The following is a 20,351-nucleotide window of genomic DNA, read 5'->3' as shown; positions in this document are numbered from 1 at the left end:
GACTTTCGGATCAGCTCCTATTCGCGAACAAACGGCGACTCATAAGTAGCGCCTGCGGAAATAAGCCGAAAATTCACAAAAATTTGAGGAACAATTTTCGGAATTTCCTTCTTATTTCTTGACGCTGAACACTTATGAGTCGGCCTCATTTCGTATTTATAGATTTCATTTACCGTTTGTCAAATCCAGCCAAACTTCTTACACGCATTGTAGATTCCGTCATCGATATTGCGATCGGTCACATAATCCGCCAACGCCTTTAATTCGTCCACTGCATTCCCCATCGCGATGCTGGTCCAGCTTTTATCGAACATCACCAGATCATTCACATCATCACCAAAGACCACCACATCGCTTCGCGGTCTGTCAAAATAATCCAAGACATCGAGAATCCCTTGCTTCTTATTGTCATGCTGGCACATCGTGTATTCAGGAACAAAGCGCAGCTTCGCAAACTTTTTCGGCTCAGGGATCAGATGATCCTGCTCCTTAGGCAGCGCCAAGTAAAACTTGAAGATATCCGCCACCTCATCCACATTAAAAGCCGGATCAATGAAATACTCCGTCGGCTCCTGCCTTGGTCCCACCTGTTCGCGAAACAGATCATTCTGGGCATAGACCTTCTCCGAGTCATCCGTTGCGATCAGCACACCGATACCTTTTTCCTCCGCATCGTGGATGACCGCCAGCGCTTCCTCTTTATCCAGCGGTGTATTCTTTACCAGCTTATTCTTGATGACTACGCCCATCCCGCCAGAGCACACCATATTTTCCAGCCCAAGCTCCGTCAGCAAACTCCGACTCTTGTAATGCGCCCGCCCCGTCGCGATCGACACAAAATGTCCATTTTCTTCTAAAAGCTCCAACGCTCGCTTCGCACTGGGAACCACCTGCCCAGTCCTGCGATCCGTCAGCGTTCCATCGATATCAAAAAAAAACAACTTCGTTTCCATTTCTCACCCGCTCCTTCATCTTCATCACACTTGTCACAATTATATCACAATTGGCAGATTGAAAATTCCACAAAAAAACCTCCAGTTTCCTGAAGGTTCGTTGTTTTTACATATCATTAAAATCGACTAAATGTACATCTAACTCTTTTGCTTTATCAATTGTCTCTGCTGAAAAGCCGGATTTAGAAAATAGATAGAGAATCTTGGATTGATACGAAAATAAATTGGCACGATAGACTAATGTATCTAACACTGAATGATCTAATAAATCATTTCTCCATTTACACTCGCCAAAGAAGCCGATCCTCCCTTCGTAATCAAAGCCCATAATGTCGATCTCAATCTCTGCTTTTTTCTGATTATCCGTCCCCCACCACGTCCCTAATTGACTAAATGGTGTTGGAACGATCGCTTCATCCGAAATATGCTGCCAAAGATACTCTCTCGATAACTCTTCAAAACTTTTCCCTAAAAAGCCGGATAAGCCTTTTTCGATATTTTGATATACAAGTTCCTTTTGTCCTCTTTGGATTGCGCTCATGTTCTTCGGAATGAAGGCATACCAAAAACGAAACATTCCATCAGATATGGCGTATAACGTTTTTTTATTCCTTTGTTTTTGAAAGTCTGTCACCGGAACGGTCTTTGATAGAATACCTAAATCCAGCAAATTCTTGATATAAAAGTTTGTGCTCCCTGTCGTTGAGCCTGTCTTGGTCGAAATCTCATTTAATTTCGACGAGCCTAACGCGATCGCTTGAATCACCGAATTATAGTTGCCTGGATCTCGTAATTCCTGCATAAGGAGATTATTTGGTTCTTCAAAAAGCGGGCCTGTTGGGGTCAAAAATGTCTTCATGATGTTCTCTTTTACACTGGCAGTTTCTGACATATATGATAAGTACTGTGGAACCCCACCTGTTATAGAATAAATGATAAAGGCTGCTTCCTTGTCCATTTTTGGAAAATATTGACGCGTTTCATCAAAATTGAAGGGAGAAATTTTTAATTGCAGGGTTCTTCTGCCGTATAAAGGACTCTTATACCCTAAAACCTGATTTTCCATGAAAGACATCGATGAACCGCAAAGAATCATGAATAAGTTCGTATTCAGATAGTCGTGGTCAATGTGCGACTGCAAAATCGAGCTGATCGCGGGATAACTCTGTGCCAGATAAGGGTACTCATCAATCACTAAGACGATTCGCTTGGTTTTAGCCTTTTCATAGATATATTGAAATGCTTCATCATAAGTCGGAAAACTTAGTGAGGATAAGTTCGGACTATCAAAGGATAGAATCGCTTGGCTAAATCGCTGAAGATTGTCTTTTTCATTCTCCTCAACCGCCGAAAAATAAATCACTTCTTTATCCTGAACAAATCGATTGATCAAAGTGGTTTTACCAACTCTTCGACGTCCATAAACAACCGCAAATTGAAATTTATTCTGCTCATACGCTTGATTCAAAGCCGTCAATTCATTTTCTCTTCCCACAAACATGTTCAAACAGCCCCCTTCAGTTATTTAAGTTAGTCGTAACTAAGTTAGTCACGACTAAGTTAGCTATGACTAAGTTTATCAAAATATTTCATAAATTTCAAATTGCAAAAACAGTCAATCCACAGCAAATGTTGATGCAATAAGCTTTTGAGTACAAAGATAAAATCACTCGCTTTCCCTACACATCTCTAAAGAATTTTTAATCCACGAATTCACCCAAATATGTTAAACTCAGACAAAAGCATAAAAAGAGGAGAATTCTTGTGACTGAATATACTGGCTTCGACAAAATTTATCGCGACATCGTCATGGATATCATTGAAAACGGCACGGATCAAGACCCTGCGCTAGTTCGGGCAAAATATGCCGATGGCAGCCCCGCTCCTACCCGCTTCATCCAAGGCGTCAACTTTAAGATCAAACCAACAGACGGTATCCCGATCTTAAAATCAAAGCGCGTATTCCAAAAGACGCCATTGATCGAGTTAGAATGGATCTGGCAAGAATTATCCAACGATGTGACGTGGCTGCAGGAGCATAACTGTAAAGTCTGGAACGAATGGGTCGATGACAACAATACCATCGGCAAAGCATACGGCTACCAATTAGCCAAAAAATGCCGCAAGCTGCCAAACCATGAAGAAAAACTCAACCAAGTCGAATACGTCCTGCATCAATTAGAAAACAATCCCGGCTCCCGCCGCATCATGACTAGCCTGTGGGATGTCGATGATCTCGATGAAATGACGCTGGAACCCTGCGTCTGGGCAACCAACTGGAAAGTCAATAACGGTGTCCTTGATCTCCATGTCAAACAACGCTCCGCTGACATGGCACTAGGCCAGCCCTTCAACACCTATCAATACGCCGTCCTGCATCGCCTAATCGCGGATCAGCTAGGCTTCGAACTTGGCACGATGCACTGGTCCATCGATGACGCTCACGTCTACGATCGTCATATCGATGCACTGAAAGAACAACTGTCACAGCCAATCCCAGACAGCGAACCAACGCTTGTTCTGCCAGACAAATACGATGAGAATGGCAACCAACGCTCATTCTTTGAACGCAGACTGTCTGATGTGAAGCTGGAAGGCTATGAGAATAATGGCGTTATCAAGTATGAGATAGCGGAATAAATGCAAACAGAGCCGAAACGAATAATCGTTTACGGCTCTGTTTTTGATTGGTAAAAATACAAATCTACGTTTAAATGAATGAATACTAGAAATCGTTTCACCTAAATCGATTCTATCGCCTCATTCTCATTAAACGACTCAGCCACTCCTTTGTTCCCCTCCAATCAACACGTGTTACATTTTAGCTTTGCTCTGATAGGATTATTCAAACTTCAACGCTTCGATAGGGCTTAGCTTCGCTGCCTTGTACGCGGGCAGAAAACCAAAGACGATCCCGATGGTACTTGAGAACAGCAAGCTTCCGATGATTGACACTTCTGAAAGGATGAAGGGGTAGTCCATCGAACGGCTCACCAGAAAACCGACACTGATCCCCAAAAACACACCGATGACTCCGGCAATAAAGGACAATGTGATCGCTTCAATCAGAAATTGTGCCAAAATAATACTCTTGCGTGCACCAAGCGCCTTTTTCAGGCCGATTTCTTTGGTTCGTTCCGTGACAGAGACCAGCATGATATTCATTACGCCGATCCCGCCGACTAATAGCGAGATACTGGCAATCCCCACCAGCATAATAAAGTTTGATTGATTGATTTCTTCCAGATTATTTGCGATATCCTCATAATCATTTACCCCAAATTCAAAATCTGATGCCGGTATTTTTTGATTTAAATAACGGATTACCTGATTACTAATGGGTTTCAACTGATCCGTATTCTGTGTTTGGACGCGGACGGTCGGCTGGGGATTGACCTTTTGCGATAGGATCGACCAGTTATTAAAGGGGACAAAGGCCTGTCGCTCGGTGTATTCATTTTTCCGACTGGGATCGACCACCACGCCGATGACCTTAAAGGGAATACCGTTGATCTCAACCAATTGATTGAGTCCATTTCCTCGGGGAAACAGTTCCTGATAAAAGTCCTTTGGCAATAGGATAACCTGCTTATTCCCGTCATAATCACTTTCATTGAAGAAGCGTCCTTCAATCAGCGTATGCGGCGTGATCGCAAAAAACTTCGGCGCAATGGCACAGACATTGGACTGAATGCTTTTTTTCCCGTAGAAAATGCGTAAGAATTCTTTTTGGAAAAGAGTCGCATTTTTGATCTCCGGCGCATTGTCCAGCTGATTGATCTCTTTTTCGGGAATCAGCGGCACATAAGAAGGGAAAGTCTCCTTTGATTTTCTGATGGTCTTTCTGAAGGTCGCCTTGGAGCCGTAGAGAATGTCGATCGAGTTATTTCCGCTGCCGACGATTCCCTGCTTCATCTTCTCCGTGTTGCCGCTGATGATACAGAAAATGGCGATGATCGCTGCGATGCCGATGATGATCCCTAGCATCGTTAAAAAAGAACGAAGCTTATGCTCGCGAATGGCTTTTAAGGCCAGCTTAGTGTTTTCTATCAACGCTCTTCCCCCTTTTTCAATTAAGCGATGGCGCCATCGCGAATGATGATTTTGCGGCTGGCATATTCAGCAACCTCTGGTTCATGCGTAATCAGGACGATTGTTTTGTTTTCGATCACATTCAGCTCATTGAAGAATTCCATGATTTGTCTGCTGTTCTTAGTATCCAGTGCGCCAGTTGGTTCATCCGCCAGAATCAGCGAAGAATCTGTGACTAGTGCCCGCGCGATCGCCACCCGTTGCATTTGTCCGCCAGATAGCTCACTCGGAAGAAAATTCATTCGTTCAGCTAATCCCACCCGTGCCAGTGCTTCTTTCGCACGTTCAATCCGTTCCTTCTTGGAAATTTTTCGATAGATCAACGGCAGCTCGACATTTTGCAGCGCCGTTTGCTTCGCCAAAAGGTTAAAGTTCTGAAAAACAAAGCTAATGGTCTGATTCCGCAGATCACATAATTCGTGATCCTTTAGCTGAGCGGTAGCGATGCCATCGATCAGCAATTCGCCCTCCGAAGGTTGATCCAAACAACCGATCAGATTCATTAGCGTCGATTTTCCCGAGCCGGAAGGCCCCATAATAGCAACAAACTCCTGCTGCTGGATGGTCAGGTTGATGTTTTTCAGCACAATGATTTCCTGCGATCCCTGCTGATATTTTTTTGAAATATTCGTTAGCTTAATCATGGTCGCTGATCGACATCCCTTCCTTTAGGCTTTCCTGCGGCAATAAGATTTCTTGATCCGCGGAGAGACCAGACGGAATTCGGGCATATTTTTGATTTGCCACTTCTTCTGCCGCCACTTCTGTTTTGCTTATTTTTGAATTTTTGACGACCCAGACATAATACTTCCCGTTTTCCTTGACCAGATAATCAAGGGGGATAAATAACGCTTCCTCATTTTCCAATGGTTCAGCTGAAAGGTAGACATTTTTATCCAGCGCAGGTTTGGTGTCAGACGGATCAAGCAATGCTCGGTAAGGATATTTCGATAAATTCGGATTCTCCTCCTCTTTCTTATCCGCGTCCTCACTAGAAGCCAGCTGGTCAATCTTAGTTACTTTTCCGGTCCAGACTTGATCAGATCCGCTGCGATCAACGATTTTCACCGGCTGATCCAGCTTCAGCTGGTCCTTGCGGAATTCGTCCACCATTCCTTCTACGTAGAGGGCCGAGTCATCAACGATCTGCATGAAGGCGTCCTTCGACTGTGATGGAGTATTGAGCTGATCCTGATCAATCTTGAGTATCCGCCCGTCAATCTCTGAACGAATCGTGCTGTCCCCGAATTTTTCTTTGATCGAGTTCACATTGATCTGGGCCTTTTCCACCAGCAATGCCGCATTTTTAACCTCCGTTTCTGCTAACCGTGCCTCTTCTAGGCTTTGCTGAACTTGTTCCGCTTTGGCATCCTTGTCCTGTTTCAACGCTTCCTTTTCTTCCTCACTGGCTTGATTATATTTTTGCGTGGCGGCATTCAGTTCATTTTGTCTTTCCGTGTGGCGGTTCCATTTAAATGCTGACTCTTCCTGTTTTTGCTGCAGAATTTTCGCTTGATTATCGACCTCCAACTGGGCCTGATTAACTTCAAACTCATTTTCTGGACTGACATAACGAAACAGCTCCTGCCCCTTCGTCACGTTATCGCCTTCCTTGACCAAGGTCTCCAATACTTTTCCTTTGCTGGCATCCAAGAACAGCTCGCTGCTCCGTTTAGGCTTGATGGTTCCCGATAAGAGAAAATTCGCGCCTTCCTTGGTATCCTTGGAAAGCTCTGAGACTTTGACGGGGATAAGCTTTTCTTCCGCCTGCTTTTCCGTGCCTGAGCCAACGTAAACAAAGATGACTGTGACAAATCCGAATAGAACCAACGACAGGATAAGCAGCACGCTTTTTTTATTTGATTTCTTTTTTGTCCCTCTTTTTTTCATCAGGCACCGCTCCTTCCGTCTTCAGTCTCTATTTTTCCGGATCTTTGCTCGTCTCTTCTTCATGAACCGAAAGCTCTCCGTTCCCGTTTTCTTGTTCCTTCTTCGCGTCATCGATGGTCATACCTTTTGGCAACGCGATCGTTTGTCCATCCTTCAGTGTCTTAATAACGATCTTTTCGCCGTCAACCTCTGTTTCTTCCTCGGAAACAACATCCTTTTCCGATAGACCCTCCAATGGATTGTCCTGCTTTGCAGCAGAAGACTCCGTAGTCGCTTCCTTCTTCTCTCCGCAGCCTGCTAAGCCGAATACAACAAATAATAACAATAGACCGATACCCATTTTCTTCATAACGAATCCCTCCAACTATTTTTTATTGTTTTATCTTTCGTTGAATTCACTATAGCGAAGGAATATCTAGTTTTAATCGAGAAAAGATGTAGTTTCGATCAAGATATAGAAAAAGCTTCACAAACGGCTCAATATTCATCGCCGTTCGTGAAGCAAAGGATTTGATTATTCACCAGACAAGGGCAATTGAATCTCAAATTTCACACCCTTGTCTGTATTGAAAAAGCGATACCGAAACGCGTGCTTCTCGAGAATCGTCTTGACGATATACAGCCCTAGACCGCTGCCGCCGTACTTCCGATTTCGCGAGGTCTCCAATCGCTGAAACGGCTCATACAGATCCGCCAGCTTTTCTTCCGGGATATGTACACCCGTGTTTTCAAAAGAAATCAGCAGATGGTCCGCTGTCTGATCCATGAGCACTTCAACCTGTTCTCCTTTAGGGGAGTGATGGAGCGCATTGGTAAACAAATTAGAAAAAACGAGTTTCAGCAAATCATAATCCCCATGAATACTCACAGGTCGCTCTAGCTGCTGGACAATCTTAATCTCGCGAGCATCTGCAAGCTGCGCATTTTTTTCGATTGTTGTTTCAAGTAAAGCAGCAACCTCAAAATCAACAGGTCGGATTAATTCCGCCTCTGATTCTAATTTCGAGATCATCATGATCTCCTTGACGAGCTGTTCCATGTCGCTCAACGTCTCCTGCGTATGAACCAGATACTCGTCGCGGTCCTTATAGCGACCGATGCGATGGATCATTCCCTCCACCATACAATTCATGATCGTGATCGGCGTTTTTAATTCATGAGAGACAGCTGAAAAGAATTCCCGTTGCTGCTGCTTTCGAGCAACCTCATGCTGAATTTCTTCCTTTAATTGATCATTCGCCTGATTTAATTCCTCTAAAGCACCCGACCAATTATGTGCAAGCTGCTCCAAATTCATCGAGAGCAGTCCGATCTCATCCTTACGGTGTATGGACATTTCCTGGTCGAAATCCAAGTTTGCATAGGCTTTAGAAACATCACTCAGCTTAATGATCGGCTTGGCGATGATCCGATAAACGATATAAGCGGTGACCGTCGAGAAGATCAGGATACCCAGCAAGACATACGGAAGCAGTCCCTTCATGATTGCCGTAATCTGATTTACAGGCTCGGCGATCGCTGTCATAGTCACAAAATACTCCTTCTCGCCAATCTTTAATTCTGTCGCCGCTGAAATGACGGTTCCTTCTTTTGCTGTACCATCCTGCTTAGGCAGCTTGCCCCAGCTGCCGATTTTATTTCCTGCTTTATCGGTAAGATCGATATTCGCCTGATAACGCTGACTATACTTCTCGATTTTATCTTCGTCCAATCCGTCCTCTTTCAATTCCTTTACTAATTGAAAAAAGGAGTTGCTGACTTCCTGATCAATTTGCTCCTGGTAAGTCGCTGGAACCGAAAACATGATGACAAGATAGAGCCCCAACGTTGAGATAGAAAGCAGCAGAAACGTGAAGACAAAAACCTTTGTTCCCAGACTCGTTCGTAGTTTATTATACAATCCGATACCCCACTCCCCGAATCGTCTCGATCGCGTTCGTTTCCAGTTTCTTACGAATATTCATCATATGATGATTCACCAGCTTGTCACTGTTCTCGTAATAATCCAGCTCCCAACCTGCCTGCAGCAGCTGTTCTCTGGTCAGAACCTGACCTTTGTTCTCCAGTAAAAACACCAGCATCTTATACTCGATCTTCGTCAAGGTAACTGGTCGATTCTTTGAAAAGACCTCATGCGTTCCCTTGTTTACTACGATGTCATGCAGGATCAGCTTGCCGTTCGTGTCTGGTACAGTATTCTGACGCAGAGCTGCTTCGATCCTCTTTAATAAAACGACATAAGAGAAAGGCTTGCAGACATAATCATTGACCAGCAGATCAAAGCCCCGCACCTGATCCTCCTCTTCGGTCATGGCCGTCAGCATAATAATAGGCACAGAAGAATGCAGCCGAATTACTTCGCAAACAGCAAAACCGTCAATTTTCGGCAGCATGACATCCAGCAGCACCAGATCAAATGAGCCATTGTTAAAACGATCAATCGCCATCACGCCATCATCAGCGGTCGTCACTTCATAGCCCGCCTCCAGTAAACATTCCTTGATAAAGTCCTGAATCTCCTTTTCATCCTCCACTACCAATATATGTCTCATCCATTATCTCCAATCCTTCATTTTTCCCACAGGTCCTAGTAAGGAATAGTGTAACAGGTTTTTGTTTGGTTTGCTCACGGATGTACAAAAGCGTATGAACATTCCTGTAGCTCTGTTCTCCTTGATTCGATCATACCACGCTTCTCTATTCTCTATTTGCGTGCTCATTTTCAGTCTTTTAGCTTTCTTGAAAAAAACACCCCCGGTCCGATCGCATAATAGCAATCAAACTGGAGGTCGTATAAAGTCTCTGTGATTTAGAGTCTAATTTAATCTATTTGTAGAGTAAACGCTATACTTCTTGCCATCCATCAATAGCTGATAAAATTTGGTTTGCCTTGGACTTCCCTTAGGTTATCTTTTTACCTACTGCCGTTTGGAGAGCAGCAAGACAATCATCTACGCGTTGTTGCGAATGGCTTTCATCCGCGAGAACATTTCGGGCGTCTCCCATCGCATTATGATATTCTAAATAATCGTCACGTGTAGCAAAGTCTGCTGGTCCCAAACCTTGCGAAGCATCATACAACGCCTGTAGATCAGTTTTATCTGCCTTTTCTACCAGATTATCCAAAGCAGCCTTCAGCTTATCGAATGAAGCTTGGGCTGTCTCTTCTATTGGGCGTTCACTATCGAGAACCGTTTTCGCTGCATCTAATGAAGCCTTCAGTTCACGCCAAGTAGTTGGGGTGAAGTCTGCCTCATTCTTAGTTATACCAGTATCGTATAGCCCTTGTAAATTATCTAACAACGTTTGCGATGCATCTGGTTTTGCTAAATTAATCATTTCTTTCAATCCCGTTAATGCATCATCGACGTCTTTTTGTGGACTGTTTAAATCTTGAATTTTATTATATGCATTCGCATACGCCTCATGGAATTTTGTATAAGTCGGATAATCTACAAAATGCTGTGGTCCCATACCTTTTGCACTATTATAAAGAGTTTGTAAGGCACTAATGTCCGCCCGTTTAACTAGCTCCTTAATCTTTGCATTCAAGTCATTCAAGCTATCATCTACCTCTTTTTGTGTCGCCTCTTTCCGGTTGATAACAGCCGTCGCAGCATCCTTAGCATTTATCAAATTATCCCATGAAACCGGGGTATAGTCATCCGCCTTTAGAGCATCGACAGATTTTATTGCGCTTGTCAATTTATCCTTGTTCACTTTATTGTAATTGAAGACGATCTCCTGACTAGACCGAATATTCTTGATTTCCTTCGTACTACTGCCGACTAGCTCATAGCCTGGGAAGTTTTCAGCTCTACCTACATAGTTGAAGCCTTCCTTCACCTTAGTAGATGATTCCTTTAGTACTGTTTTCCCACTCTTATGAACAGTCTTGATGGTGAAGTAATCGTTTGAACCGTGGTGAGCATAGAAGGCAATCTTTTCATCTCTCCAGCCGACCTTGATCAAGTGCTTCTGTTCATTCGTATTAATAGTGAAATTATGAGTCCCTGTCCGAGCATTTGGATTATACGCTCTGTATACAGGGATACCAATTGGTTTTTCTTTGCTGTTTCTGTCAACTGACTTGAATGCTTCTCCTTCCTTACGCCAGCCAACCTTAGCTAAATGATCATACTCCTTTTTGTCCATCGTATAGTGATGATCTCCAACATTTGGATTATATAAGCGATAGACAGTTATTCCGCTAGTAGGAGTGTCCCATGCCGTTCCTTCATCATGCCATCCAACCTTTATCAAATGCTTTCTTTCATTTGAATCCTTTGTATAGAAGTGTTCGCCGCTGTTGGGATTGTATACCCGAAATAGAGTCAGAGAAGCCGCCTTTGCATCATTTGAGGTGAAAAATAGCGCCAATCCAGAAAAAAGAATCATACTCAACAATAATCTTTTTTTCATGAAGCTTCCTCCTTTTTAAAAACGTAAGCGTTTACAATTAAAATGATATAATTACCATTTAACCATGTCAAGACACTTATAATGCTATAAATAAGTTGAAAAAACAATATGGATTTATGAAAACCATTACTCACGCATCTCAATAAAACACAGAAACGCCTGTAATTGCAAGGTTTAGAACTAGATAAGCAAGCATGATTCCGTTGCGATTTGCTTCATTATTCTAGAGATCAACCTATAAAAATAACAACTAATAATGTAATTTTTTGTTATATCTCTCTGCAGATTGAGCAATTTTTTGCTATATTATCCAAATCATTTTATTAAATGGACCTTTTAAAAGCAAATTAGCAGGACACTTCCATTTCTGACAACGATCTATCTAATTCTCAAAAATTTGAGAATATTAAAAGAAAAAGAAAAAACTAGAAATTTAATTATCCAGCTGCCTGTGTCTATGATCATAATCGTCCATAAAATGCTTTAGGTACCATTATTCTTGTTTGGCAATCTACCGCAGGTTTTTTCATCGGATTAGATCCACTCTTTTCCGATGGAACATCGACAGTTAATATTAATGTCTTATTCTGCTTTTTTTTGGCTATCGCTACCTGTTCCTTTTTGCGCTGAAGATTTCACCGATATCAAACAGCTTATTAAAGAAGAACATGAGTATTTGTTGAAGTATGAGGCGAACGGGTAATAAAGGTATGACATGTGGTTACTTGCGAAGTGGCAATAACTTTTTTTGAGGGTTACACTATTGGTTGAATTCTATAAAAAAGAGCGAATCAATACTTTTTAGTAATTGATCTGCTCTTTTTCTAATCTTCTAACAACCAGTCCACAATATATTTGATACATATTCCATCTATTTGTTCTACTTCATAGTAGCGACCAGTTACTAAGACCTTTTTATAGTTATCCTTAATATTGTTAAGATTATCCGTCTCATGGGTATTGTTCGGTAGTTCATACGAAACTTGGATATACACCGTTTCATCCAACTTTTTTGCAATAAAATCGATTTCTTTATCTGCTAAACGCCCTACATCCACCGTATACCCTCGCCTCAATAATTCCATAAAGACGATATTTTCAAGTCTATTACTGTAGTTACCCTCTTTTCTTCCAACGGCGTTCCGTCTCATGCCGGAATCAACAATGAAATACTTTCCGTTCGTTCGTAAATATTCTCTTCCACGTATATCGTATTGCTGTACACGATAAAATAAGTATCCAGCTTCTAATAAATTCAAGTAACGATTGATTGTATGGACGCTTGTATTTATGCCTTCACTTTTTAATGTGTTGGCAATTTTACTTGCATTCACTAGCTGCCCTACATTGTCAGCCAAAAAACCAATTAAGGCCTTCAGAACCTCCGCATCTTTTATTCCAGATCGTAAAGCCACATCATTTAAGACGATCGTATCGAAAATACCTGAAAGAATCGTATCCTTTAATTCTTCATTCGCAAGCACCACACTAGGAAACCCGCCATATTTTTCATACTCAGAATAAGCCCGATCCGCTTGTCTAGAATTCCTATCAATTTCTTTTACACTCAAAAATTCCCGAAATGACAAAGGATAGATTGGAATTTCAATGTATCTTCCACTAATAAGTGTCGCCAGCTCCCCCGAAAGCATATCCGCATTCGAACCCGTAATAGTAATATCACTATCAAAACTTACTCTTAAACCATTAACTACCTTTTGCCAATTTTCTACTGCTTGTATTTCGTCAAACAAAAAATAAATTTTATTTGAATTTTTAGGTAGTCGTGCTTGAATAGCCGTTCGAAATTTTTCATCCGTCGTAATTGTTTGATACGTGAAGTCCTCAAAATTCATATAGATGATATTGTCATTGGAAACCCCATTCTTTTCTAGATACTCCTTATAAAGCATCATCAAAACTGATTTTCCAGATCTTCGAACACCCGTCAGTACCTTTATGAAATCAGTATCCTTAAACTTCACAATCTGATTAAGATAAAACTCACGTTTAAACATATGAAGTCTCCTTTGAGATTTTTCTCTATTATACAAAAATTTGAACTAAACTTCAAATTTTCGAAAAATTAATCAAAATTTGAAGTTTAGTTCAAATTTTATGAACCTATAGAGAATAGTGTAACAGGTTTTTGTTTGGTTTGCTCACGGATGCACAAAAGCGTATGAACATTCCTGTAATAGTAATATAGGTTGAAAGGATGTGTTATTATGGCTCAGATTAATTTTAGGGTGGATGATCAACTTAAAAGAAGAAGCAGTCAAAATCTTTAACGAACTTGGTTTAGATTTAACAACTGGAATTAAGATATATCTGACTAAAGTCGTTAAGGAGCAAGGAATTCCTTTTGAAATGACCGTTAAAAATGATGATTTGGCACAATCAATCAAGGAAATGGAAAATGGCGAGTACCAAACTTTTTTTACAAAAGAAGAGCTCATGAGAGACTTACTAGATGAAAATTAGACGAACTTCGGTGTTTAAAAGAAACTTCAAATCATTTCTGAAAAAAACTATGACATGACTAAATAAAAAAATAAAAACCTTACAACCAATATCTCTATACAATTAAAAATACTGGTCGCTAGGTTTTTAATCAAATCACAGACTTCTTCACCACCTCTTGATACTCATCAACGATCAAAGTATCTAGCAGGCTCAGCAGCTCGGATAACTTTTGCGAGCTGAATAACTCCTGATTGTGAGCCACCAGCTGCTTCATCCCCATAGCGCTTTGAGACAGAACGAATTGTGACTCATGAGCTTTATTTTGCAATGAACCGTTCTCGATAGCACTCAAAGTAGAATAGCTGATTCCTAAAAGACTGGCATACTCCTTCTGGCTTAGCTTGTACTTCCCGCGGATATTGCGGACCTCTTCAGGAATCAGCCATTTTTTTAGCTTCCGGTACTTATTATAATTTCGCACTAAATTTTCATTTGGATGATCAAAATCGCAATATCTTTCTCCGCAACTTGTGCACTCGAAATAGCGATGTTCAACTTCAAATTCCAGCTCTTTGACCTTCACATTCTTTGAAACATGAATCTCTTTGAACTCGTCATCGCCGCACTCATAGCACATTCTCTCCATTAAAAGCACCCTCCTTCTAAACTGATTCGTGAAATGAAATAAAAATCGTTCCGTCTCTGCAATAATGAAATTTGACGTAAACCTCTAGCCTAATATTAGCCTTTGAAGAAACTACAGGCATTAGGAACTTCCAAACTGATCCCGTTCTCAACCTCCCACTCCTAAAATGCGGCTGCTCAGGTCCCGATTGATAATGCTCAACTTTTAGATTCTTTTCAAGATAATGCAACGCTTCCTCATCGATCCATTGAAGTCTGTTAAGCGTATCTTGATTCTTTTCTCGCGGAATGATACTGCATTTTCCCACTTTAAGATCCTTTTTGAATGAATCAATAATATTCTGTATTTCTCGATATTCAGCCATATCTGCCCTCTGAGGTTACCCCTGAGTAACCTTAGTATAGTAAAGAACTTAAACCATGTAAATAGATTAATGCCATTTTTTATATAATAGTACGATTTTAAGCAAACTCTTTTTAACAAGAACTACTAAGCATTAGTTATTCTTGTTTTCAATAAAGGTTGACTAATACCGCAAGCTGTCAAACCCTGAAGAAAAACCAAACTAATTCGAATACATCCTAAAATATGAGGTTAGCTTCATGAATAGAACTCAATAATTTTGTAATGAAGTGTGTAAGAGTCATTTTTACTTCTTTTATCGTTTTAAAAAACAATTCAAGATCTATTTATATATGTTTATTCAGAAAACTAATACATGGATTCTTCTATCTATATTTATTTGATATAATTATCTAAATAGAAGAGTGGGATGGTGTTGTTCTTGGATTCAAAAAAAAGAGATGGACTGATAAACAAAGCTTTGAAATTTGTAAAAGAGCATAAAGATTACACTGATGAAAAACAACAAGCTCAAATGTGGTTACGCGATCTTTTCGTAGATGTTTTTGGCATCAACAAATCAAAGGTGAACGTTGGTTTTGAACATCGCGTAAAAGGTGGTTATATTGATCATCTATTCAATGGATTATTGCTTACCGAAATGAAAAGTGCTGGAAAAGATTTAGAAGTAGCTAAAAGACAAGCTTTTGATTATGTGATGGAATTATCAGATAATGATATTCCTAAGTATGTTATGGTATCTGATTTCAATTACATTGTACTTTATAATTTAGATAAAAATACACACTTTAAATTTCTAACAAAAGAATTACCAAAGTACATCGAGTTATTCGATTTTTTCTTTGGTGAAGAGGTTGTGGCTAGAGAGCCACAATCACCAGTCAATGCAGAAGCTGCTAAAGAGTTAGAAAAATTCCATGATACATTAAGAGAGTTAAACTATCCAAAAAATTCAAGATCACTACTCATGACAAGAATTGTTTTTTGTATGTTTGCTGATGATACAGAGATTTTTGAAAAGGATCAGTTTAGGAATTATATTTTAAATGAGACAAACGAAGATGGATCTGATTTACTGTATAAACTTCTTGATTTGTTTTTAGCTTTAGATACACCTAAAAATTTGCGTATAAAAAACACTGCTATTCAAGATTTTCGATTTATTAATGGTGGTCTTTTTAAAGTTAAGCTTGAAGGCGTTCCTTTAAATAAAGTAGCCAGAGATATGCTTATACGAATTACAAAGCTTGATTGGGGAATGATTAGCCCAATCATATTTGGCTCAATGTTTGAGGGGGCTATGGATAATGAATCCCGTCACGATCTTGGGGCTCATTTTACTTCTGAAACAAATATAATGAAAGTCATCTCCTCACTTTTTCTTGATGAACTACGTACAGAATTCGACGAAATCTTAAATTATAAAGTTGACCGACTAAGAAGATTAAATCAATTTCATGATAAATTATCCTCCCTAAAATTTCTTGACCCCGCCTGTGGCTCGGGTAACTTTTTGATTCTAGCCTATCGTGAAATAAGAAGATTGGAACATGATGTAATTCAAGCAGAGCTGAGAGAAGAGTACATCCGTGATAACAATATTGGGGTAAAAGATTTTAACCGCAAATTAGATATTAGCTACCAAGATACGTTTTTTTCTATTGAAGATCGTATAAAAGTAGAAGTGGCACAATTTTATGGCATTGAAATACAAGCCTATGCCGCCTCTATCGCAAAACTAGGATTATGGTTAATGGATCATCTTATGAATATGGAAGCTAGTAATAAATTTGGGCAACAAGTACTGAGATTACCTCTTCATGCAGGGGCTAAAATAAGTGTTGCCGATGCCTTACTCACTAATTGGAATAATATTATTGATTGCAGTCAATTAGACTACATTCTTGGAAATCCACCTTTTATAGGCGCTAAAGTTATGGGACCGGAGAATAAACAAATTTTATACAAAGTAGCACCTGAGTTAGAAGGAATAAAAAATTTGGATTTCGTTTCAGGTTGGTTTATTAAATCCGCCTTTGTAATGAATCAAAATCCTAACGTAAAAACTGCCTTTGTTGCAACAAATTCAATATCTCAAGGAATACAAGCAGCAAGTTTGTGGAAAAAAATTAATCACATGGGTATAAATATTTCATTTGCCCATCAAACGTTCAAATGGGATAACAATGGGGCAAGTGTGTTTGTTGTTATTATTGGAATGGAGACTCAAAATAAACGTAATAAAGAATTGTTTATTTACGATGACATTTCAAAAAGTCCTATCAAAACAATAGTTCCAAAAATTAACGAATACCTAATAAACGCTAGCTTTTTACTTCTGAATACAAAATTAAGAAATCCTATTTCAGATTTTCCAAATATGACTCTTGGAAGTTTATTATTAGATAATCAAAATTTTATACTTTTACCCGATGAGTATCATAGATGGTTAGAAAGATACCCTGAGTTAAAAAATTATATTCATCCATATTATGGTAGTAAAGAGATATTAAACACAACTGCCCCTAGTAGATATGCCATCTATGCAAAAGATATTCCTTTCAATCTTATCGTTAACAATAAAGAGTTGAGTGATAGATTGACGGCTATTTCAGATTTTAGAAAAACTGTTAGTAAAGAAGATATAACGTTAGCTGAAACCCCCACCCTATATAAACGAGACAGATATTGGAAACAAAATGTACTTGGTGTTCCTAGAACTAGCTCCTCAGCGAGAAAATATATACCAATGGCTTATTTTGATGAAAATACAATTATCAGCGATGCTGCATATCAGGTTACAAACGCTCCATTAGAGCTATTCGGTGTATTAGAAACTAGATTACACACTGTTTGGGCTAGGCTAGTAACAGGAAAATTAAAAGGAGATTTTCGTTACTCAAATACTCTATGTTATAACACATTCCCTATTCCTAAACTAACCCTTGCCCAGATAGAAGGAATTGAACATTTGGCACAAAAAATAATAGAAATTAGAAATAGCTACATGGCTGAAGGAAATACACTCGCAAATTTATACGGAAAAATAATGCCCCCAGATCTAAGAAAAGCTCATACCAAATTAGATAAAATAGTTGAAATTGCTTATAGTGGAAGGGAGTTCTTAAATGATAATGATAGATTAAGCTTCTTAATCAGCATGGTTGGCAAATAAGTTGAGACAATACTTATTTGCAGGCTAACAAAAAACAGCGTTTCATTATGGACAGAGGTTTTGACAAATAAAGCCACCTCTATTGATCCCTTTCCAAATGTCAAGGACGGTTTAAAATTGTAGGTTTATGGCGGTTAGGAATTGTAGGAAAAAGGCTGTTTCGTTTTGTTTATTTTTGTAGTTTTTCCTGATGGTCACGTAGTCGATACGATTTCCCAGTAATTTTGAAAATCTGTGAATGATGGACCAGGCGATCGAGAATCGCTGCAGTAGCGATTGGATTCTTAAACACGTCACCCCAACCCGAAAGACTCGAATTGGTCGTGAAAATAGTCGAATGACGTTCATACCGTGCATTGATTAATTGGAATAATAGATCTGCTTCTTGGCGTTGAATCGGAAGATAGCCAATTTCATCGATGATTAGTAGTTCATAATTCGCATACCGTTTCATGACACGTTCAATCGTGCCGTTCTCATACGCACATTGCAGCCGTAATAAAAGCTCGTGGCAGTTAATGAACAAGGTTCGGATCCCTTGTTCACACGCTGCGACACCGATACTGGTTGCTAAATGACTCTTTCCAACACCTGGATTGCCAATAAAAATAAGGTTCTCTTGTTTGTCCAAAAAACTCAAATGTTGTAGATCGAGGACGTGCTTTTTATTAATGCTTGGTTGATATCCGAATTCGAAATCGCTCATTCGCTTTACCTTTGGAAAGCGCGCCTTGATCAACGCACGCTCTACCTTCTTTGATTGCTTATAGAGAAGTTCTTGATTGGTCAGCTCCAAAAGAGCTTCCGTAAATGGAATGGATCGATCATTCACGACTTCTAAGTAGTTGGAAAAATATTCTTTGATTCGACATAAACCTAGCTGATCAAAATTGCTAAGCAGTTGGTGATAATTGCTCATGTTCTCCTCCTAAAGTAAATCGTATTGTGTCAATGATGCTTCAATGAATCGCTCGATTTCATCATCTGAATGATACTTGAAAACATCTGATTTCAGAATATTTCGCATGTCGTCTTGATGATAATTGAATGGTTGAATGGTCAGTTCATGTGCGCGAATCTCTTCACCGCTATAATAAATTTTTACTTGATCTTCAACCTCAGAGACTTCCAAAATGACTTCACAACCGATATACTTAGGGTCGACGGAGTACTTACACTTTCTAAACTGCACCATTGATTCCTTTGAAACGATACGGCAAATATCGTCTTCAAAATAGGGAGTCAATAAGTTGTCAGGCAGAGAGTGTAGGTATTCTTTTTCTTTCTTTCTCCAGCCAAAGATCATCCGGCACACACTCTGTTGCTTGGGATACCTCTTGATTCAGTTCTTCACAAAAATCATCTACGATGCTGATTAACTCGACACTGTCGCAAAATTCGTAATTGTAAACCCGCAGTCGTTCCATCGTGCGAGCCAGCGCTTCAACGGCGCCTTTTGTTTGAGGCCGATAGGCCCGACAAGCGATTGGAAGAAAACCTGCATCTTTACTAAAGGCATAAAACCGCTCGTTAAACTGAACATTCGTAAATTGTGTCCGAGAATGGTCCACGACTGTTTTCATATTGTCGAACCAAATTTCTTGTGGTACGCCGCCAGTGTGATAAAAGGCGTCATCTAAGCATTGAAATAAAGTATCTTGTTTGCGATCAAAGGTCAATGTGATAAATTTCTTTTTGGAATAGGGAAGTACGTAAAGAAAAATATTGAACTGGAAAACTTCACCATACTTGCTTATCAGCTTCATTTCCTCCTTCCAATCGACTTGACCAGAAAGTGCAGGCTGATGCGTAACACGGATCGTTGCTTGCTTGATTTTATCCGCTTTGTGGTTCTTGCAATACTCGCGAACAATCGTGTATTTTCCCTCGAATCCTTTCTTTTCAATAAATTTAAAAATCGCCTTTGCGCTGCAGCCAAGTGCTAACTTCTCATTGATTGTCTGTTTGAAAGGATTCAACTTGCTCGGTTGCTTCGATTGGTTTTTCTGGTCATTCTCGATTTTTTGAGAGGATAGTAATTTCTCATAGGCGGTCTTAATCGTCCGATAATCCGCATTGTATTGCCGTGCAATTTCTGCATAGTTTGGTTTGATTTCTTGCTTCACGTATTGTTGCACCTTTTCGTAAATGTCTTTTCTCATCTTGTGATCCTCCTTGTAACGATGAGAAAAGTATAAAATAAAAAATGTAGGAAAACCAACAATTTTAAATCGCCTTTTTCCTACTGCATACGACGGAGTTTGGGAGCCACTTCATCGGACGTGATTGAGCCACCTGAATCGGGAAAAACTGAGCCACTCGAATCGGAGATAGAGAGCCACCT

15 protein-coding genes and 1 pseudogene are annotated in these 20,351 nt (G+C 39.9%); 3 read left to right on the top strand and 13 right to left on the bottom strand.

Annotation, left to right across the window (positions count from 1 at the left end; genetic code table 11):
* Nucleotides 1-179: 179 nt before the first annotated feature.
* Together E6139_RS05420 and E6139_RS05415 are read right to left on the bottom strand one after the other, a co-directional pair.
* The gene (locus E6139_RS05420; protein WP_316402024.1) at nucleotides 180-953 is read right to left on the bottom strand and encodes an HAD family hydrolase; all 774 of its coding nucleotides are present in this window, start codon (nucleotides 951-953) and stop codon (nucleotides 180-182) included.
* 106 nt (nucleotides 954-1,059) lie between these two features.
* Nucleotides 1,060-2,454: an ATP-binding protein gene (locus tag E6139_RS05415; protein WP_316402023.1), complete on the bottom strand. Its 1,395-nt coding sequence runs from the start codon at nucleotides 2,452-2,454 to the stop codon at nucleotides 1,060-1,062.
* A 263-nt stretch (nucleotides 2,455-2,717) separates the two neighbouring features.
* Between E6139_RS05415 and thyA the strand changes: the two genes are divergently transcribed.
* Nucleotides 2,718-3,593: a thymidylate synthase gene (thyA, locus tag E6139_RS05410; RefSeq protein ID WP_316402022.1), complete on the top strand. Its 876-nt coding sequence runs from the start codon at nucleotides 2,718-2,720 to the stop codon at nucleotides 3,591-3,593.
* Nucleotides 3,594-3,794: 201 nt separating this feature from the next.
* On the opposite strand, the gene E6139_RS05405 is transcribed toward thyA, so the two are convergent.
* From E6139_RS05405 to E6139_RS05370, 8 genes are all read right to left on the bottom strand, one after another.
* A complete protein-coding gene (locus E6139_RS05405; protein ID WP_316402021.1) occupies nucleotides 3,795-5,006 on the bottom strand; it encodes an ABC transporter permease in 1,212 nt (403 codons plus the stop codon).
* 20 nt (nucleotides 5,007-5,026) lie between these two features.
* Complete coding sequence (locus E6139_RS05400; RefSeq protein ID WP_316402020.1) at nucleotides 5,027-5,689, bottom strand: ABC transporter ATP-binding protein; 663 nt, start codon at nucleotides 5,687-5,689, stop codon at nucleotides 5,027-5,029.
* Nucleotides 5,682-6,935: an efflux RND transporter periplasmic adaptor subunit gene (locus tag E6139_RS05395; RefSeq protein ID WP_316402019.1), complete on the bottom strand. Its 1,254-nt coding sequence runs from the start codon at nucleotides 6,933-6,935 to the stop codon at nucleotides 5,682-5,684. Before E6139_RS05395 ends, E6139_RS05400 begins: the two co-directional genes overlap by 8 nt.
* A 28-nt stretch (nucleotides 6,936-6,963) precedes the next feature.
* Nucleotides 6,964-7,284: a hypothetical protein gene (locus E6139_RS05390; RefSeq protein WP_316402018.1), complete on the bottom strand. Its 321-nt coding sequence runs from the start codon at nucleotides 7,282-7,284 to the stop codon at nucleotides 6,964-6,966.
* Between the two features lie 165 nt (nucleotides 7,285-7,449).
* Complete coding sequence (locus E6139_RS05385; protein ID WP_316402017.1) at nucleotides 7,450-8,835, bottom strand: HAMP domain-containing sensor histidine kinase; 1,386 nt, start codon at nucleotides 8,833-8,835, stop codon at nucleotides 7,450-7,452.
* Nucleotides 8,828-9,487, bottom strand: coding sequence for a response regulator transcription factor (locus tag E6139_RS05380; RefSeq protein WP_316402016.1), 660 nt, complete (start codon nucleotides 9,485-9,487; stop codon nucleotides 8,828-8,830). The genes E6139_RS05385 and E6139_RS05380 overlap by 8 nt, the downstream gene beginning before the upstream one ends.
* 349 nt (nucleotides 9,488-9,836) lie before the next feature.
* On the bottom strand, nucleotides 9,837-11,357 hold the full coding sequence (locus E6139_RS05375; RefSeq protein ID WP_316402015.1) for a hypothetical protein: 1,521 nt from the start codon (nucleotides 11,355-11,357) through the stop codon (nucleotides 9,837-9,839).
* A gap of 824 nt (nucleotides 11,358-12,181) precedes the next feature.
* Nucleotides 12,182-13,375 carry an ATP-binding protein gene (locus E6139_RS05370; RefSeq protein ID WP_316402014.1) on the bottom strand — a complete coding sequence of 398 codons (1,194 nt, stop codon included), beginning with the start codon at nucleotides 13,373-13,375 and terminating at the stop codon, nucleotides 12,182-12,184.
* A 235-nt stretch (nucleotides 13,376-13,610) separates the two neighbouring features.
* Between E6139_RS05370 and E6139_RS05365 the strand changes: the two genes are divergently transcribed.
* Nucleotides 13,611-13,841, top strand: a complete 231-nt coding sequence (locus tag E6139_RS05365) for a type II toxin-antitoxin system RelB/DinJ family antitoxin (RefSeq protein WP_316402013.1) — start codon at nucleotides 13,611-13,613, stop codon at nucleotides 13,839-13,841.
* Nucleotides 13,842-13,971: 130 nt separating this feature from the next.
* Here the strand turns inward: E6139_RS05365 and E6139_RS05360 are convergent, their stop codons facing one another.
* Entirely contained in the window at nucleotides 13,972-14,469 is a 498-nt protein-coding gene (locus E6139_RS05360; RefSeq protein ID WP_316402012.1) for a type II TA system antitoxin MqsA family protein, read from the bottom strand.
* 784 nt (nucleotides 14,470-15,253) lie between these two features.
* Here E6139_RS05360 and E6139_RS05355 point away from each other — a divergent pair.
* Entirely contained in the window at nucleotides 15,254-18,007 is a 2,754-nt protein-coding gene (locus E6139_RS05355) for a DNA methyltransferase (RefSeq protein ID WP_316402010.1), read from the top strand.
* Between the two features lie 169 nt (nucleotides 18,008-18,176).
* Here the strand turns inward: E6139_RS05355 and istB are convergent, their stop codons facing one another.
* Nucleotides 18,177-18,926 (bottom strand): IS21-like element helper ATPase IstB, encoded by a 750-nt coding sequence (istB, locus tag E6139_RS05350; RefSeq protein WP_316402009.1) that lies wholly within the window; start codon nucleotides 18,924-18,926, stop codon nucleotides 18,177-18,179.
* Nucleotides 18,927-18,935: 9 nt separating this feature from the next.
* Nucleotides 18,936-20,169: pseudogene (gene istA / locus E6139_RS05340) on the bottom strand (IS21 family transposase).
* Between the last annotated feature and the right edge of the window lie 182 nt (nucleotides 20,170-20,351).

It is taken from the genome of Enterococcus sp. (genome assembly GCF_032555305.1).
In the GTDB taxonomy this organism is placed as follows: domain Bacteria; phylum Bacillota; class Bacilli; order Lactobacillales; family Enterococcaceae; genus Enterococcus_A.
Note: the sequence above shows the minus strand (reverse complement) of the source record. Positions and strands in the feature narration are given on the sequence as shown.

What these genes read in the sequence shown, in the direction of transcription:
- E6139_RS05420 (WP_316402024.1), bottom strand. Translation starts at nt 953, where the DNA reads ATGGAAACGAAGTTGTTTTTTTTTGATATCGATGGAACGCTGACGGAT.
- E6139_RS05415 (WP_316402023.1), bottom strand. Translation starts at nt 2,454, where the DNA reads ATGTTTGTGGGAAGAGAAAATGAATTGACGGCTTTGAATCAAGCGTAT.
- E6139_RS05400 (WP_316402020.1), bottom strand. Translation starts at nt 5,689, where the DNA reads ATGATTAAGCTAACGAATATTTCAAAAAAATATCAGCAGGGATCGCAG.
- E6139_RS05395 (WP_316402019.1), bottom strand. Translation starts at nt 6,935, where the DNA reads ATGAAAAAAAGAGGGACAAAAAAGAAATCAAATAAAAAAAGCGTGCTG.
- E6139_RS05390 (WP_316402018.1), bottom strand. Translation starts at nt 7,284, where the DNA reads ATGAAGAAAATGGGTATCGGTCTATTGTTATTATTTGTTGTATTCGGC.
- E6139_RS05380 (WP_316402016.1), bottom strand. Translation starts at nt 9,487, where the DNA reads ATGAGACATATATTGGTAGTGGAGGATGAAAAGGAGATTCAGGACTTT.
- E6139_RS05375 (WP_316402015.1), bottom strand. Translation starts at nt 11,357, where the DNA reads ATGAAAAAAAGATTATTGTTGAGTATGATTCTTTTTTCTGGATTGGCG.
- E6139_RS05370 (WP_316402014.1), bottom strand. Translation starts at nt 13,375, where the DNA reads ATGTTTAAACGTGAGTTTTATCTTAATCAGATTGTGAAGTTTAAGGAT.
- E6139_RS05365 (WP_316402013.1), top strand. Translation starts at nt 13,611, where the DNA reads ATGATCAACTTAAAAGAAGAAGCAGTCAAAATCTTTAACGAACTTGGT.
- E6139_RS05360 (WP_316402012.1), bottom strand. Translation starts at nt 14,469, where the DNA reads ATGGAGAGAATGTGCTATGAGTGCGGCGATGACGAGTTCAAAGAGATT.
- istB (WP_316402009.1), bottom strand. Translation starts at nt 18,926, where the DNA reads ATGAGCAATTATCACCAACTGCTTAGCAATTTTGATCAGCTAGGTTTA.